The organism is Arenimonas malthae CC-JY-1, from assembly GCF_000747075.1.
GTDB lineage: Bacteria > Pseudomonadota > Gammaproteobacteria > Xanthomonadales > Xanthomonadaceae > Arenimonas > Arenimonas malthae.
This window is the reverse complement of the sequence record NZ_AVCH01000001.1, coordinates 128,898-144,315: the sequence shown is the minus strand read 5'-3', so window position 1 is coordinate 144,315 and position 15,418 is coordinate 128,898. Positions and strand designations below refer to the sequence as shown.

General features: G+C 70.6%; 14 protein-coding genes and 1 pseudogene. 12 read left to right on the top strand and 3 right to left on the bottom strand.

Going from position 1 to position 15,418, the window contains the following annotated elements; genetic code table 11:
- Positions 1-65: 65 nt before the first annotated feature.
- From N790_RS00670 to N790_RS00640, 7 genes and pseudogenes are all read left to right on the top strand, one after another.
- Positions 66-374, top strand: a pseudogene (locus tag N790_RS00670) (integration host factor subunit beta); the annotation flags it as partial.
- Positions 375-430: 56 nt separating this feature from the next.
- The gene (locus N790_RS00665; RefSeq protein ID WP_052385556.1) at positions 431-703 is read left to right on the top strand and encodes a lipopolysaccharide assembly protein LapA domain-containing protein; all 273 of its coding nucleotides are present in this window, start codon (positions 431-433) and stop codon (positions 701-703) included.
- Positions 696-1,868: a lipopolysaccharide assembly protein LapB gene (gene lapB, locus N790_RS00660; protein ID WP_043799544.1), complete on the top strand. Its 1,173-nt coding sequence runs from the start codon at positions 696-698 to the stop codon at positions 1,866-1,868. Before N790_RS00665 ends, lapB begins: the two co-directional genes overlap by 8 nt.
- Before the next feature lie 5 nt (positions 1,869-1,873).
- Positions 1,874-2,869 carry an MraY family glycosyltransferase gene (locus tag N790_RS00655; RefSeq protein WP_156969862.1) on the top strand — a complete coding sequence of 332 codons (996 nt, stop codon included), beginning with the start codon at positions 1,874-1,876 and terminating at the stop codon, positions 2,867-2,869.
- Positions 2,866-4,749, top strand: a complete 1,884-nt coding sequence (locus N790_RS00650) for a polysaccharide biosynthesis protein (protein WP_043799542.1) — start codon at positions 2,866-2,868, stop codon at positions 4,747-4,749. The genes N790_RS00655 and N790_RS00650 overlap by 4 nt, the downstream gene beginning before the upstream one ends.
- A 10-nt stretch (positions 4,750-4,759) precedes the next feature.
- The gene (galU, locus tag N790_RS00645) at positions 4,760-5,638 is read left to right on the top strand and encodes a UTP--glucose-1-phosphate uridylyltransferase GalU (protein WP_043799540.1); all 879 of its coding nucleotides are present in this window, start codon (positions 4,760-4,762) and stop codon (positions 5,636-5,638) included.
- An 18-nt stretch (positions 5,639-5,656) separates the two neighbouring features.
- Positions 5,657-6,949 carry an NAD(P)/FAD-dependent oxidoreductase gene (locus N790_RS00640; protein ID WP_043799539.1) on the top strand — a complete coding sequence of 431 codons (1,293 nt, stop codon included), beginning with the start codon at positions 5,657-5,659 and terminating at the stop codon, positions 6,947-6,949.
- Between the two features lie 57 nt (positions 6,950-7,006).
- Here N790_RS00640 and N790_RS00635 read toward each other — a convergent pair whose 3' ends face one another.
- Genes N790_RS00635 through N790_RS00625 form a run of 3 tightly spaced genes read right to left on the bottom strand, consistent with a single transcriptional unit; the run spans position 7,007 to position 11,248 of the window.
- A complete protein-coding gene (locus tag N790_RS00635; protein ID WP_043799536.1) occupies positions 7,007-8,203 on the bottom strand; it encodes an acetyl-CoA C-acyltransferase in 1,197 nt (398 codons plus the stop codon).
- A 20-nt stretch (positions 8,204-8,223) separates the two neighbouring features.
- Positions 8,224-10,593 carry a 3-hydroxyacyl-CoA dehydrogenase/enoyl-CoA hydratase family protein gene (locus N790_RS00630; RefSeq protein WP_043799534.1) on the bottom strand — a complete coding sequence of 790 codons (2,370 nt, stop codon included), beginning with the start codon at positions 10,591-10,593 and terminating at the stop codon, positions 8,224-8,226.
- 34 nt (positions 10,594-10,627) lie between these two features.
- Positions 10,628-11,248, bottom strand: coding sequence for a TetR/AcrR family transcriptional regulator (locus N790_RS00625; protein WP_043799531.1), 621 nt, complete (start codon positions 11,246-11,248; stop codon positions 10,628-10,630).
- A gap of 232 nt (positions 11,249-11,480) precedes the next feature.
- Between N790_RS00625 and ndk the strand changes: the two genes are divergently transcribed.
- The 5 genes from ndk to N790_RS00600 all read left to right on the top strand — a co-directional run bounded on the left by ndk (position 11,481) and on the right by N790_RS00600 (position 15,417).
- Positions 11,481-11,906: a nucleoside-diphosphate kinase gene (gene ndk / locus N790_RS00620; RefSeq protein WP_043799529.1), complete on the top strand. Its 426-nt coding sequence runs from the start codon at positions 11,481-11,483 to the stop codon at positions 11,904-11,906.
- An 8-nt stretch (positions 11,907-11,914) separates the two neighbouring features.
- A complete protein-coding gene (rlmN, locus tag N790_RS00615; RefSeq protein ID WP_483756955.1) occupies positions 11,915-13,066 on the top strand; it encodes a dual-specificity RNA methyltransferase RlmN in 1,152 nt (383 codons plus the stop codon).
- Positions 13,056-13,829 (top strand): type IV pilus biogenesis/stability protein PilW, encoded by a 774-nt coding sequence (pilW, locus tag N790_RS00610; RefSeq protein ID WP_052385553.1) that lies wholly within the window; start codon positions 13,056-13,058, stop codon positions 13,827-13,829. The genes rlmN and pilW overlap by 11 nt, the downstream gene beginning before the upstream one ends.
- On the top strand, positions 13,826-14,704 hold the full coding sequence (locus N790_RS00605) for a RodZ domain-containing protein (RefSeq protein WP_052385552.1): 879 nt from the start codon (positions 13,826-13,828) through the stop codon (positions 14,702-14,704). The genes pilW and N790_RS00605 overlap by 4 nt, the downstream gene beginning before the upstream one ends.
- Before the next feature lie 62 nt (positions 14,705-14,766).
- Complete coding sequence (locus N790_RS00600; RefSeq protein WP_043799523.1) at positions 14,767-15,417, top strand: YfgM family protein; 651 nt, start codon at positions 14,767-14,769, stop codon at positions 15,415-15,417.
- Position 15,418: the final 1 nt, after the last annotated feature.

Here is a 15,418-nt window from a genome sequence, read left to right as displayed (position 1 = left end):
GCTGTACCGGCGCGTGGCCCGGGGAAACCCGGGCCACGCCGCCACCCCAGAACCGACCGAGGGACCGCCCGGAGATGACCAAGTCCGAACTGATCGAGGTGCTGTCGCGTCGCCAGGCCCATCTCAAGGCCGACGACGTGGACCTGGCCGTCAAGACCCTGCTCGAGATGATGAGCGGTGCCCTGACGCAGGGGGAGCGCATCGAGATCCGCGGCTTCGGCAGCTTCTCCCTGCATTTCCGTCCGCCGCGCCTGGGCCGCAATCCCAAGACCGGCGACTCCGTGGCCCTGCCCGGAAAGTACGTCCCGCATTTCAAGCCCGGCAAGGAACTGCGCGACCGGGTCAACGGCGCTCCGGTGGCCTCCGAAGGCTGAGCTTGGGGCCCGCAATGGGCTAAGCTTGCCGGTGCCCGGAACCGGACTTCCCGCGGATGCGACTGATCAAGGCCATTCTCGCGCTGCTCTTCGTTGCCTTCGGCGTGCTGTTCGGCGCGCTCAACCGCGACCCCGTCCGCATCGACCTGGGTTTCCTGAGCATCGACACCCTTTCCCTGGGCACCAGCCTGCTGCTGGCCCTGCTGGCCGGCGCCCTGCTGGCCGGCTTCGTGCTCACCGCCACCGTCATCTGGCCGCTGCGCCACCGCCTGCGGCGTGGCCAGCCCCTGGCCGCCACGCCGGCCTCCGGCACGGAATCCCATGACTGAACTGGCCTGGCTGTTGCTCCTGCTGCCGGTCGCGGCGGGTGGCGGCTGGCTGGCGGGCCGCCGTGGCGGCGAGCGTCGCGGCGGCGCCCGCGTCTCGCGCCTGTCGAACACTTATTTCCGGGGCCTGAACTACCTGCTCAACGAACAGCAGGACAAGGCCATCGAAGTCTTCCTGCAGATCGCCGCCGTGGACAAGGACACGGTGGAAACCCAGTTCGCGCTCGGCCACCTGTTCCGTCGCCGCGGCGAAGTGGATCGCGCGATCCGCCTGCACCAGAGCCTGGTGGCCCGGCCCGGGCTGAGCGACGAGCAGAAGACCCGCGCCGTGCTGGCCCTGGGCGAGGACTACATGCGCGCCGGCCTGCTCGACCGCGCCGAGACCCTGTTCACCGACCTGGTGCGCATGGGCGTGCTGGCGCCGCAGGCGCTGCGCCACCTGATCTCGATCTACCAGGCCGAGCGCGACTGGGGTAAGGCGATCGAACACGCGCGCCAGCTGGAAAGCGCCGGCGGCGAACCGATGGGCAAGCTCGTCGCCCAGTTCCACTGCGAACTGGCCGAGAAGGCGCGGCTGGCCGGCGACATCGACCAGGCGCGCCAGCACGTGGCCGATGCCTACGCCGCCGACAGCCACTCGGTGCGCGCGGGCCTGGTCGAAGGCCGCCTTGAACTGGCCGCGGGCAACGACGCCGCCGCCATCCGCGCCTTCGAACGCGTGGCCCGCCATGACATCGAATTCCTGCCGGAAATCCTGGAACCGCTGCTCGGCTGCTACGAGCGCCGCGGCGAAGGCGCGCGCGCCCGCGGTTTCCTGATGGAGATGATCGAACACTACCCGGGCGTGTCGCCGGTGCTGGCGATCTCGCGCATGATCGAGCGCGAGGAGGGCAAGACCGCCGCGCTGGCCTTCCTGTCGCGGCAACTCAAGGAGCGGCCCTCGGTGCGCGGCGAGGCGGCCTTCATCGAACTGAGCCTGCGTGACGCCGACACCGACCCGGCCGTCGCGCTCAAGACGCTCAAGCAGATCACCGAACAGCTGGTCGTGCGCACGCCGGGCTACCGCTGCCAGCGCTGCGGCTTCGGCGCGCGGGCGCACCACTGGCAGTGCCCGGGCTGCAAGTCCTGGGGCAGCATCAAGCCGGTGCACGGCGCGGTCAGCGAGTGAACCCCATGCCGCCCCTGTGGATGCTGGCGATCGCCTCGCTGGCGGCCTCCTTCCTGCTGGCCTGGGGCTGGCGCGGCTGGGCGCTGCACCGCGGCCATGTCGACCACCCGGGCGAGCGCCGCCTGCACCAGGTGCCCACGCCGCGCGGCGGCGGCATCGGCATCGCGGTGGTGCTGCTGCTGGCGTCGGCCTGGCTGGGCGAGGGCAGGGAGGCGTTCGCGCTGGGCCTGGTGCTGTGCGCGGGCGCCGGCCTGGCCGACGACCTGAGGCCACTGCCGCCGGCATTGAAGCTGCTGCTGCAGGCGGCCGGTGGCCTGAGCCTGGCCTGGGCGTTCCCGCTGCTGCCGGAATGGCTCGGGCATCCGCTCGGCACCGCCGTCGCCCTGCTGTTCGTGGTCGGCCTGGTGAACGTCTGGAACTTCCTGGACGGCAGCAACGGCATGGCCACCACGCAGGCGCTGCTGGCGGCACTGGGGCTGGCCTTGCTGGCGCCGTCCGCGCCGGGCCTGGGCTGGCTTGCCGTGGCCCTGGCCGCGGCGTGCCTGGGTTTCCTGCCGCTGAATTTCCCGCGCGCGCGGCTGTTCCTGGGCGACGTGGGCAGCCATGCGCTGGGTTACGGCGTGGCGGCGCTGGGCCTGGTGGCCGCGTCGCAGCTTGAAGCCGGGCAGGCCTGGCTGCTGCTGTTGCCGCCGTCGGTGATGCTGATCGACGCCGGCCTCACGCTGGTGGCACGGGCAGGCCGCCGGCAGGTGCTCTGGCAGGCGCACCGCGAACACCTCTACCAGCGCGCCGTCGCCCATGGCTGGAGCCATGCCGGCGTCTGCGCGCTTTACGCCGCCTGGACGGTGGCCGCCTGCGCGCTGGCGCTCGCGGTCGCGGGCCTCGCGCCGCCGTGGCCGCTGGCCGCCTGCGCGCTGGCCTACGTCGCGGGAACCTTGCTGCACGCCGCCCTGGGCCGCCGCTGGCCGCGCCCGGGCGAAACCCTGGAGTCCGTTGGATGAAGTTGAACCTGGGAGCCCTGTCGAGCCGGGTGCCGCGCCTGCTGATCGTGCTGCACGACCTGGTGATGGTGGCGCTGGTCTGGCTGGGCTTGCGTTGGCTGGCCGGCGTGGCCGGCGCGCCGCCGGCGCCGTCGCTGGGCATCGAGCTGCTGGTGGCGGTCGGCACGCAGGGCCTGGTGCTGCGCGCGGTGGGCCTGTACCAGGGCCTGTGGCGGTTCGCGAGCCTGCCCGACCTGGCCAACCTGGTGCGCGGCGCCCTGGCCGGCGTACTGCTCATCGTGGCGCTGCTGTTCCTGCTGGGCGTGCTGCCGGACGTGCCGCGGCGCGTGCTGTTCCCATACCCGATCGCGCTGGTGTTCATGCTGGGCCTGCCGCGCCTGCTGTACCGGCTGTGGAAGGACTACCGCCAGGCCTCGCACCGCGCCGACGCCAAGCGCGTGCTGGTGCTGGGCGCCGGCCGCACCGCCGAAACCCTGCTGCGCGACCTGCGCAGCGACGGCCGCTACCAGCCCGTGGGCCTGCTCGACGACAACGTCGCGCTCAAGGGTGCCAAGGTGCAGAGCGTGCCGGTACTGGGCACGCTCGACGAGCTGCCGTACCTGGCGCAGGAAACCGCGCCCAACCTGATCGTCATCGCCATGCCCTCGGCCAGCGCCGCCGAGATGCAGCGCGTGGTGGCCCTGTGCGACGAAACCGGCCTGCCGTTCCGCACCGTGCCGCGCCTGTCCGACATGCTCGCCGGCAAGCCGCAGCGGCTTGAACTCAGCGAAGTGCGCATCGAGGACCTGCTGGGCCGCCAGCCGGTGCAGTTCGACGCGCAGTCGGGCGCCGGCACCGTGGCCGGGCGCCGCGTGATGGTGACCGGCGCCGGCGGTTCCATCGGCTCGGAGCTGGCGCGCCAGTGCGCCGCTGCGGGCGCCGCCTCGGTGCTGCTGTTCGAACGCGCCGAACTGCCGCTCGACGAGATCACGACCGAACTCCAGCGCGAATTCCCGCAGGTCGAGGTCCGGCCGTTGCTGGCCGATTGCGGCGACGCCACCGCCTGCCGCATCGCCCTGGCCGGCGGCATCGATTACGTCTTCCACGCCGCCGCCTGCAAGCAGGTGCCGATGCTGGAAGGGCAGGTCCGCGAGGCGCTGCGCAACAACGTCGGCGGCACCACCGTGGTGGCGCGGGCCTGCCGCGAGGCCGGCGTCGGCCACTTCGTGCTGATCTCCACCGACAAGGCGATCTACCCGGTCAACGTGCTGGGCGCGAGCAAGCGTTTCGCCGAGCTCGCCTGCCAGGCGGAGCTGTGCGGCAGCGCGGTGCGGCTGTCGATCGTGCGCTTCGGCAACGTGCTCGATTCGGCCGGCAGCGTGGTGCCGCTGTTCCGCCGGCAAATCGCCGCCGGGGGGCCGGTGACGGTGACCCACCCGGAAGTGACGCGGTATTTCATGACCATCCCCGAGGCCTGCCAGCTGATCCTGCATTCGGTGAGCCTGGGCCACGAAAGCGGCGCGGTGTACGCGCTGGACATGGGCCGCCCGGTGGCCATCCGCGAACTGGCCGAGCAGATGATCCGGCTCAGCGGCAAGCGTCCCGGGATCGACATCGCGGTCAGCTACACTGGCCTGAGGCCGGGCGAGAAGCTGCACGAGATCCTGTTCCACCCCGACGAGCGCTACCAGCGCACGCGCCATCCGCGCATCCTGCAGGCGCAGCCGCGCGAGGCCGATGCCGCCGCCCTGCGGGGCCTGCTCGACCGGATGGATGCGCTGTTGCACGACCCGGGCGCGGAAGCGGCGCTGGCGGCCCTGCTGCGCGAGGCGGTGCCCGAGTACCGGCCGGGCGCGCCGCAGGGCGACGACCCGTACCCCGAAGACCTCAATCCCGTTTGAAGAGGGCCCCATGAGCCAACGCATCCGCAAAGCCGTCTTTCCCGTCGCCGGCCTGGGTACGCGTTTCCTGCCGGCCACCAAGACCGTGCCCAAGGAAATGCTGCCGGTGGTGGACAAGCCGCTGATCCAGTACGCGGTGGACGAGGCCATCGAGGCCGGCTGCGACACCCTGGTCTTCGTCACCAACCGCTACAAGCACTCGGTGGCCGACTACTTCGACAAGGCCTACGAGCTCGAGCAGAAGCTGGAGAAGGCCGGCAAGTCCGAGCTCCTGGCCGTCATCCGCGACGTGCTGCCACGGCATGTGCGCGCCGTGTTCGTCACCCAGGCCGAGGCGCTGGGCCTGGGCCACGCGGTGCTGTGCGCGCAGCCCGTGGTCGGCGACGAGCCCTTCGCGGTGCTGCTGCCCGACGACCTGATCTGGAACAAGGGACCCGGCGCCTTGCGCCAGATGGCCGACCTAGCCGAGAAGGAATCGGCGAGCGTGATCGCGGTGCAGGACGTGCCGCAGGAACAGACCGGCAGCTACGGCATCGTCGCCACCCGCGATTTTTCCGGCCGCCACGGCGAGATCACCGCCATCGTCGAAAAGCCCCGCCCGGAAGCCGCGCCCAGCAACCTGGCCGTGGTCGGCCGTTACGTGCTCAGCGGCCGCATCTTCGAGCTGCTCAAGCGCACGAAGCCGGGCGCCGGTGGCGAGATCCAGCTCACCGACGGCATCGCCGCCCTGATGGCGGAAGAACGCGTGCTGGCCTACCGCTTCCAGGGCCGGCGCTTCGACTGCGGCAGCCGCATCGGCCTGGTCGAGGCGACCATCGAGTTCGCGCTCGACCACGAGGACCTGGCCGAGCCGGCCCGCGAATACATGCGCGCCGCGCTGGCGCGCTGAACCACGGGACCCCGCCGCATGGATGCCGCGACCTTCTACCGCCACGCCGCGCCCGCGCCGGCCCCGTGCCCGGCGCTGTCCGGCCGCCGCGAGGCCGAAGTGTGCATCGTCGGCGGTGGTTTCGCCGGACTGAACACGGCGCTGGGCCTCGCCGAGCGCGGCATGCGCGACGTGGTGCTGCTCGAGTCGCAGACGCTGGGCCACGGCGCCTCCGGCCGCAATGGCGGCTTCGTGTTCGGCGGTTTTTCCCGCGGCGAGGACGCGCTGCTGGCCGAACTGGGCGAACAGCGCGCCCAGGCGCTGTACCAGGGCACCCAGGACGCCGTCGAACTGATCCGCCAGCGCATCGCCCGCCACGGCATCACCTGCAATGCCACCGACGCCGGCGTCATCTGGGCGAACTGGTTCCGCGACCCGTCGGTGCTCAAGGCGCGGCAGGCGCTGCTGGCCCGGCATTTCGGCGTGGAATGGGAATGGCTGGACCGTGCGCGCATGGCGGAGCTGATCCGCAGCGAGCGTTATACCGAAGGCTTGTTCGAAGCCAACGCCCTGCATTTCGATCCGCTGGCTTATGCCCGCGGGCTGGCCCGGGTGGCGGCGGGGCAGGGCGTGTCCCTGCACGAAGCCAGCCCGGCGCTGGCGTTGGACCGCGAAGGCCACGGCTGGCGCGTGCGCACGCCCGAGGGCGAGGTGCATGCGCGGCACGTGGTGCTGGGCTGCGGCGGCTACCTGGCCGGGCTGCGCCGGGAGGTGGACGCGGGCGTGATGCCCATCGCCACCTACGTCATGGTGACCGAACCGCTGGGGCCGCGCCTCGGCGAGGTGTTGCGCACGCGCGCGGCCATCTACGACACGCGCTTCGCCTTCGACTACTACCGGCCGCTGCCCGACACCCGCCTGCTCTGGGGCGGCCGCATCTCGGTGCTCGACCGCTCGCCGGCCGCCGTGCAGCGGCTGCTTCGCCGCGACCTGCTCAGGGTATTCCCGCAGCTGGCGGATGTGCGCATCGAACACGCCTGGTCCGGCCTGATGAGTTACGCCCGGCACCAGATGCCGCAGATCGGCCGGGTGGACGAGGGCCTGTGGCTGGCCCAGGCCTTCGGCGGCCACGGCGTGGCGCCCACCACCTTCGCCGGCGAAGTGCTGGCCTCGGCCATCGCCCACGGCGACCCGCGCTGGCGCGAGTTCGCCGACTACGGCCTGGTCTCGGCCCTCAAGCCCGCCGGCTTCGTCGGCGCCCAGCTCAGCTACTGGTGGTACCAGTCCCGCGACGCCTGGAAGGACTGGCGGGAAGGCCGTCGCAGTGCGTGAGTCACGCGAAAAAAACGGGCCCCGAAGGGCCCGTTTTCGTTCGCGGAGCGCGGACGGTCAGAGGGCTTCGAAGATGCCCGCGGCGCCCATGCCGGTGCCGATGCACATGGTGACCATGCCGTATTTCTGCTGGCGGCGGCGCAGGCCGTGCACGATGGTGGCCGTGCGGATCGCGCCGGTGGCGCCCAGCGGGTGCCCCAGGGCGATGGCGCCGCCCAGCGGGTTCACCTTCGACGGATCCAGTTCGCAGGTGCGGATCACCGCCAGGGCCTGCGCGGCGAAGGCTTCGTTGAGCTCGATCCAGTCCAGCTGGTCGGCGGTGAGGCCGGCCTGGCGCAGCACCTTGGGGATGGCGGCGATCGGGCCGATGCCCATCACTTCCGGGCGCACGCCCGCGACCGAGAAGCCGACGAAACGCGCCAGCGGGGTCAGGCCGTAGTCCTTGATCGCCTGCGCCGAGGCCAGCATCACCGCGCCGGCGCCGTCGGACATCTGCGAGCTGTTGCCCGCCGTCACCGAACCGCCGTTGCGGAACACCGGGCGCAGCTTGGCCAGGCCTTCGGCGCTGGTGTCGGCGCGCGGACCCTCGTCGTCCTTCACCAGCAGCTCGCGCAGCTTCACGGTGTTCGAACCGAGCACCGGCTGGCGCGAGACCACCTGGTAGGGCGTGATCTCGGCCGTGAACTCGCCGGCGGCCTGCGCCGCCATGGCCTTCTGGTGCGAGGCGAGGGCGAAGGCGTCCTGGTCCTCGCGGCTGACCTTCCACTCCTCGGCGACCTTCTCGGCGGTGATGCCCATGCCGTAGGCGATGGCCACGTTGTCGTCCCGGAAGACCTTGGGGCTCATGGCCACCTTGTTGCCCATCATCGGCACCATGGACATGGACTCGGTGCCGCCGGCCAGCACCAGGTCGGCTTCGCCCAGGCGGATGCGGTCGGCCGCCATCGCCACGGCCTGCAGGCCCGAGGAGCAGAAGCGGTTGATGGTCTGGGCGGCGATCACGTTCGGCAGGCCGGCCAGCAGCAGGCCGATGCGGGCCACGTTCATGCCCTGCTCGCCCTCGGGCATGGCGCAGCCGATGATGGCGTCGTCGATGCGGGTGGGGTCGATGCCGGGGCACTGGTCCACCACGGCGCGCAGCACGTGGGCCAGCATTTCGTCGGGACGGGTGTTGCGGAAGACGCCGCGCGGGGCCTTGCCCACCGGGGTGCGGGTGGTGGCGACGATGTAGGCGTCCTGGATTTGCTTGGTCATGGTCGGTTCCTTGTCGTCGCTCAGTTGCGCAGCGGCTTGCCGTTCTTGAGCATGTAGGCGATGCGTTCCTGGGTCTTGGGCATCTGCGCCAGGGCCACGAAGTGCTCGCGCTCGAGCTTGAGCAGCCAGGCCTCGTCCACCAGCGCGCCGCGGTCCACGTCGCCGCCGCACATCACGGTGGCGATGCGCTTGCTGACCTCGTAGTCGTGCTCGGAGATGAAGCGGCCCTCGAGCATGTTCTCCAGCATCATGCGGAAGGTGGCGATGCCGACGTCGCCGGCCACCGGGATGCCGCGCGCCGGCAGCGGCGGGCGGTAGCCCGACTCGGCCAGGGCGCGGGCCTGGGCCTTGGCCACGTGCAGCAGCTCGTACGCGTTGAACACCACCACGTCGCCCTCGCGGGCAAGCTTGAGCTCCTTGGCCTCGAGCGCCGAGGTGGACACCTTGCCCATCGCCACGGCCTCGAAGTACGGCTTGAGCTGGGCGAACACGTCGCCGCCCGGGCCGGCCGCCTGCGCGGCGCGCAGCGCGATTTCCTTCAGGCCGCCGCCGGCCGGCAGCAGGCCCACGCCGGCCTCGACCAGGCCGATGTAGCTCTCGAGCGCGAACACGGTGCGGGCCGAATGCATCTGGAACTCGCAGCCGCCGCCCAGGGCCAGGCCGCGCACGGCCGCGACCACCGGCACCAGCGAATACTTGATGCGCTGGCTGGCGGACTGGAAGGTTTCGACCATGGCCTCGAACTCGGCCAGCTTGCCGGCCTGCAGCGAGGCCATGGCGCCGGACAGGTCGGCACCGGCCGAGAACGGCTCCTTCGGCTGCCAGATCACCAGGCCCTGGAAGTCCTTCTCGGCGCGGTCCACGGCCTCGAGCACGCCGGCCAGCACGCCGTCGCCGACGGTGTTCATCTTGGTCTTGAAGCCCAGCACCGCGATGCCGTCGCCGTCATGCCACATGCGCACCGCGTCGGTTTCGAACACGGTTTCGCCCGGCGCGGCGCGTTCGCCCAGCACGGGGTCGGGGAAACGCTGGCGCTGGTAGACGGGCAGGGCGGAGCGCGGCAGCTTGCCGCCGCGGGCCGGGCTGAAGCTGCCGTCCGCGCCATGCACGCCGTCGCGGCCGTCGAACACCCAGTCCGGCAGCGGCGCGCTGGACATGGCCTTGCCGGCCACGATGTCCTCGGCGATCCACTCGGCCACCTGCTTCCAGCCGGCGGCCTGCCAGGTTTCGAACGGGCCCAGGCTCCAGCCGTAGCCCCAGCGGATGGCCAGGTCGACGTCGCGCGCGGTCTCGGCGATCGAGGCCAGGTGGTAGGCGCTGTAGTGGAACAGGTCGCGGAACACCGCCCACAGGAACTTCGCCTGCGGGTGCCCGCTGGCGCGCAGCTGGGCGAACCTGGCGGCCGGGTCCTTGTTCTTGAGGATGGCCACGACCTCCGGGTCGGCGACGCCGGTGGCCGGGCGGTAGTCCTGGGCCTTGAGGTCCAGCACCACGATGTCCTTGCCCTTCTTCATGAAGATGCCGGCACCGGTCTTCTGGCCGAGCGCGCCCTTGGCGATCAGCGCCTGCAGCCAGTCAGGGGCCTTGAAGTACTGGTGCCAGGGGTCGTCGGGCAGGGTGTCGGCCATGGTCTTGATGACGTGGGCCATGGTGTCCAGGCCCACCACGTCGGACGTCCGGTAGGTCGCCGACTTCGGGCGGCCGAGCAGGGGGCCGGTCAGGGCGTCCACCTCGTCGAAGCCCAGGCCCGACCGGGCCGTGTGGTGCAGGGTGGAGAGGATGGAAAACACGCCGATGCGGTTGCCGATGAAGTTCGGCGTGTCCTTGGCGTAGACCACCCCTTTGCCCAGGGTGGTGACCAGGAAAGTCTCAAGCCCTTCAAGCACTTGCTTGTCAGTCTTCGCGCAAGGGATGAGCTCGGCGAGGTGCATGTAGCGCGGCGGGTTGAAGAAGTGCACGCCGCAGAAGCGGGTGTGCATGGACTCCGGCAGCACCTCGGCCAGGCCGTTGATGCTCAGGCCCGAGGTGTTCGAGGCCAGGATGGCGTGCGGGGCCACGTAGGCCTCGATGCGGTCGTAGAGCGCCTTCTTCCAGTCCATGCGCTCGGCGATGGCCTCGATGATCAGGTCGCAGTCGCGCAGCAGTTCCAGGTGCTGGTCGTAGTTGGCCGGCGTGATCGCCGCCGCCTTGGCCTTGCTGGCGAAGGGGGCGGGGGAGAGCTTGCCGAGGTTGGCGATGGCCTTCTCGACGACGCCGTTGGGACTGCCTTCCTTGGCCGGAAGGTCGAACAGGACGGTGTCCACGTCGGCGTTGGCGAGGTGGGCGGCGATCTGCGCGCCCATCACGCCGGCGCCGAGCACGGCCACCTTGCGGATGCGAAGTTGCGGCATGGTTGAAGCTCCGTGGGAGGAGGAAACGGGGGCCTCAGCCGGCCCGGAGGCCGGCGGCGGCGAAGCGGATCAGGCCCTGGGCGGCCTTTTCGCAATGGGCCTTCTCGGACACGCCCGAGGGCCGCTTGATCAGGCCGAAGTCGGCCATGGCGTAGGTCAGGGCGCCGGCGGTGAAGTCCAGGCGCCAGTACAGGTCTTCCTTGGCCAGGTCGGGAAGGGCCTGGCCGATGGCCTTGGCGAATTCACGCAGCACGTGGCCGTAGTTGTCGGACAGGAACTTGCGCAGGCGGTCGTTCTTTTCGGCGAAGGCGCGGGCCAGGACCCGGACGAAGGCCGAGCCGCCGTGGCGGTCGAGGGTGAGCGCCAGGGGCGGTTCGATGAAGGCGGCCAGGATGGCCTCCAGGTCGCCCGGCTTCTCGGCCTGGGCCTTGCGCAGCAGGGCCAGGCGGCGTTCGCTCATGTCGTCCATCCGGCGCCGGAAGACCTCGTTGACCAGGTTTTCCTTGCTGCCGAAGTGGTAGTTCACGGCGGCGATGTTGACGTCGGCGCGGCTGGTGACCTGCCGCAGCGACGTGCCGGCGAAGCCGTGCTGGGCGAAGAGCTCCTCGGCGGCGCCGAGGATGCGTTCCTTGGTGTTGAAGTGGGTCGTCGTCATGGCCTGCCAGCGTTCGATTCAAACGTGTGTTGGCGAGTGTACGCCGGCCGCGGCCGCCGTCAAATGGGCAATTGAAACAAGCGCAGGGCGGGAGGGTCCCCGGGCGGGGGTGAGGGGCGGGTGCCGGATGCTGCTGGAAATATTCAGGGATTTGCGCTAAACCCTCGATTGGACGGGGTTTTGTGTTAAATTCAGCGGCCCGATAAACCCCTGCAACCTACGGAGTTAGACCATGGCGCTGGAGCGCACCATTTCCATCATCAAGCCCGACGCGGTCGCCAAGAACGTCATCGGCGAGATCTACAGCCGCTTCGAGAAGGCCGGCCTCAAGGTCGTCGCCGCGAAGATGAAGCACCTCTCCCGCAAGGAGGCCGAAGGCTTCTACGCGGTGCACCGCGAGCGCCCGTTCTTCAACGCGCTGGTCGAGTTCATGATCTCCGGCCCGGTGATGATCCAGGTGCTCGAGGGCGAGAACGCCGTCGCCAAGAACCGCGAGCTGATGGGCGCCACCAACCCGAAGGAAGCCGCGCCGGGCACCATCCGCGCCGACTTCGCCCAGTCCATCGACGCGAACGCCGTGCACGGTTCGGACAGCCTGGAGAACGCCGCGATCGAAACCGCGTACTTCTTCGCGGCCACCGAGCTCTGCCCGCGCTGAGGGAAACCGTGACCGAGGTCGTCGCCAAGACCAACCTGCTCGACCTCGATCGCGAGGGCATGGAGCGCTTCTTCGCCGAAACCCTCGGCGAGAAGCGCTTCCGCGCCCACCAGGTGATGAAGTGGATCTACCACCAGCACGTCACCGACTTCGCGCAGATGACCGACGTGGGCAAGGCGCTGCGCGCCAAGCTCGAAGCCCACGCCGAAATCCGCCCGCCGAGCGTGCAGTTCGACAAGCCCTCGGCGGACGGCACCCACAAGTGGCTGCTGGGCATGGACTCGGGCAACGCCATCGAGACCGTGTTCATCCCCGACAAGGGCCGCGGCACGCTGTGCGTGTCCAGCCAGGTCGGCTGCGGCCTGAACTGCCAGTTCTGCTCCACCGCCACGCAGGGCTTCAACCGCAACCTCAGCACCGCCGAGATCATCGGCCAGGTGTGGGTGGCGTCGAAGCACCTGGGCAACAAGACCCACCTGCACCGCAAGCTCACCAACGTGGTGATGATGGGCATGGGCGAGCCGCTGCTGAACTTCGACAACGTCGTGCGCGCCATGAACCTGATGCGCGACGACCTGGGCTTCGGCCTGGCGAACAAGCGCGTCACCCTGTCCACCGCGGGCCTGGTGCCCATGATCGACCGGCTGGGCGAGGAGAGCGACGTGTCGCTCGCGGTCTCGCTGCACGCCCCGAACGACGAGCTGCGCACCCAGCTGGTGCCGCTCAACAAGAAGTACCCCATCGCCGAACTGATGGCCGCCTGCGTGCGCTACCTGCAGCGCCGCAAGAAGGGCGAATCCATCACCTTCGAATACACGCTCATGAAGGGCGTGAACGACACCCCGGAAATCGCCCGCCAGCTGGCGCGGCTGATGAAGCAGTTCTGCAACCAGGTGCAGTACTCGGAAGCGGGCAAGGTCAACCTGATCCCGTTCAACCCGTTCCCGGGCACCCGCTTCGAGCGCAGCGACGAAGCGACCATCCGCGCCTTCCAGAAGATCCTGCTCGACGCCGGCGTGCTTACCATGGTGCGCCGCACCCGTGGCGACGACATCGACGCGGCCTGCGGCCAGCTCAAGGGCCAGGTCATGGACCGCACCCGTCGCCAGGCCGAATTCAAGCGCAAGCTCGAGGAAAAGGGAGTGTCCGATGCCGCGTGATTCCTTCCCGGTGCTTTCCGCCCTGGTGCTGGCCCTGGCCCTCGCGGGCTGTGCCTCCGGCGGCGGTGCCCCGAAGCAGGTGACCACCGAGGCCACCATGAGCAACAAGGGCCTGGCGAACCTGCAGCTGGCGCAGAACTACCTGCGCGCCGGCAAGCTCGACCTGGCCATGGACCGCGCCAACCGCGCGCTCCGCCACGACCCCGACTCGGCCGACGTGCAGATCGTGCTGGGCATGATCCGCCAGTCGCTCGACGACGAGGCCCGCGCCGGCGAACACTTCGCCCGCGCGGTGAAGCTGGCCCCGGAAAGCGGCCACGTGCTCAACGTGCACGGCGCCTGGCTGTGCGAGCACGGCAAGCCCGACGAGGCGGACGCGCTGTTCGCCCGCGCGGTGCGCGACCCGTTCTACGAGGCCAAGGCGCAGAGCTATTACAACGCCGGCCGCTGCGCCATGCAGGCCGGCAACCTCGAGCGCGCCGAGCCGCCGCTGCGCAAGGGCCTGGAGCTCGCGCCGGAAGATCCGCTGCTGCTCGAGCAGATGGCCCGCCTGCAATTCCGCCAGGGCAATTTCCTCGGCGCGCGCGCCTTCGTGCAGCGCCGCGAGGCCCTGGGCGAGGTCGGCGCCGAGATGCTCGAACTGGCCACCGCCATCGAAGAAGGCGCGGGCGACCGCGCCGCCGCCGAACGCTACCGCAGCCGCCTGCGGGAGCAGTTCCCGGACCACACGCCCAACTCCCCGGAGGGGACGCCGCAGTCATGAGCACCGAAGGCATGCAGGAAGCGTTGTTCCAGGATCCGATCGGCATGCGCCTGCGCGCGGCCCGGACCCAGGCCGGCCTCAGCGTCGAACAGGCCGGCCAGCAGCTGCGGCTGCCGGTGGCGATCATCGAAGCGATGGAGCGCGAGGACTGGGCCCGCCTGGGTGCGCCCATCTACGTGCGCAGCTACCTGGGCAGCTACCTGCGCCTGGTCGGCCTGCCTGACACCCTCGCCGAACAGGTGGCCACGACCAAGCCGGCGCCGCAGCTGGTGACCATGGCCTCGCGCTCGCGCATGCGCCGCACTTTCGACCGCTCCGTGCGCAACCTGGTCTACCTGGTGATGACCGCGGTGCTGGTGGTGCCGGTGGTGCTGGTGGCCCGCCACTACCAGGCCGGCGAACGCGCGCCCCTGCTTACGCTCGACACCGATCCGGCCACGCTGCCGGCGCCGGTGGGCGAGGTGGCGGCCCCGTCCGTGCCCGAACCGCTGGTGGCCGCGCCTGCCACCACGTCGCCGGCCCCGCCGGCCACGGACGACGCCGGTCCCGACCCGGTGATGGCGTCGATGGCGCCGTTCCAGAAGCAGGCCCCGGCCGTGGCCGAGGCGGCCGACGACCTGGTGCTGCGCTTCGCCGGGCAGAGCTGGATCGACGTGACCGACGCCAGCGGCGCGCGCGTCGAGCGCGGCCTCGTCGACGCCGGCGCCGAGCGTCGTTACGCGCCTGGACAGGTCGCGCACATTACGCTCGGGAACGCCGAGGCGGTGGAAGTGCTGCACGGCGGGAAACCGGTGGACCTGGCGCCTTACCGCGCCGCGAACGTCGCCCGCTTTACGGTATCCTCTGACGGCGAACCCGCTCCCGCCCGGCACTGACCGCGGCCGCAGCCTCCTTACCACCCGCCCGCGCGCCTGCGCCGGGCCCGAAGAAGCGATCCATGGACCAGACCGACGAATACGAACAGGGCGAACGCGTTCGCGCCTGGCTGCGAAACAACGGCTCCTCGCTCATCACCGGCATCGCCCTGGGCCTGGCGGCCCTCGGCGGCTGGCAGTGGTGGCAGGGGCAGGGCGAGCTGCGCAAGGTAGAGGCCGCCGCGGAATACCTGGCCTTCAACAAGGCCGTCGAGGCCAACGATGCCGCGAAGGCGTCCGCGCACGCCCAGGCCATCCGCCAGAACCACCCGAAGACGCCTTACGTCGCGCTTGCCGCGCTGGCCGAGGCGGAAATGCTGCACGCGGCCGGCAAGGCCGACGAAGCTCTGGCGCTGCTCGACGGCGTGCCCACCGCCGACACCGACCCGGCCCTGGCCGAACTGGTGAAGCTGCGCGCGGTGCGCCTGCTGGCGGGGCAGGGCAAGCACGAGGAAGCCATCAAGCGCCTCGATGCCACGCCGTTCCCCAGCTACGTCGGCGTTGCCGAAGAACTGCGCGGTGACGCCGAACTCGCGCTGGGCCGCCGCGAACAGGCCCGCGCCGCCTACGAGAAAGCGCTCGCCGCGCTCGACCTGGGCGCGCCGACCCGCGGCATCGTGGAAATGAAGTACACCGAGGCCGGCGGCCGCCTGCCCGAACAGCCGGAGGCCTGAG

Coding starts and splice junctions, on each gene's coding strand:
- N790_RS00665 (WP_052385556.1), top strand. CDS start 431: ATGCGACTGATCAAGGCCATTCTCGCGCTGCTCTTCGTTGCCTTCGGC.
- lapB (WP_043799544.1), top strand. CDS start 696: ATGACTGAACTGGCCTGGCTGTTGCTCCTGCTGCCGGTCGCGGCGGGT.
- N790_RS00630 (WP_043799534.1), bottom strand. CDS start 10,593: ATGCCGCAACTTCGCATCCGCAAGGTGGCCGTGCTCGGCGCCGGCGTG.
- N790_RS00640 (WP_043799539.1), top strand. CDS start 5,657: ATGGATGCCGCGACCTTCTACCGCCACGCCGCGCCCGCGCCGGCCCCG.
- N790_RS00600 (WP_043799523.1), top strand. CDS start 14,767: ATGGACCAGACCGACGAATACGAACAGGGCGAACGCGTTCGCGCCTGG.
- ndk (WP_043799529.1), top strand. CDS start 11,481: ATGGCGCTGGAGCGCACCATTTCCATCATCAAGCCCGACGCGGTCGCC.
- N790_RS00650 (WP_043799542.1), top strand. CDS start 2,866: ATGAAGTTGAACCTGGGAGCCCTGTCGAGCCGGGTGCCGCGCCTGCTG.
- N790_RS00625 (WP_043799531.1), bottom strand. CDS start 11,248: ATGACGACGACCCACTTCAACACCAAGGAACGCATCCTCGGCGCCGCC.
- N790_RS00605 (WP_052385552.1), top strand. CDS start 13,826: ATGAGCACCGAAGGCATGCAGGAAGCGTTGTTCCAGGATCCGATCGGC.
- pilW (WP_052385553.1), top strand. CDS start 13,056: ATGCCGCGTGATTCCTTCCCGGTGCTTTCCGCCCTGGTGCTGGCCCTG.
- N790_RS00635 (WP_043799536.1), bottom strand. CDS start 8,203: ATGACCAAGCAAATCCAGGACGCCTACATCGTCGCCACCACCCGCACC.
- galU (WP_043799540.1), top strand. CDS start 4,760: ATGAGCCAACGCATCCGCAAAGCCGTCTTTCCCGTCGCCGGCCTGGGT.
- N790_RS00655 (WP_156969862.1), top strand. CDS start 1,874: ATGCCGCCCCTGTGGATGCTGGCGATCGCCTCGCTGGCGGCCTCCTTC.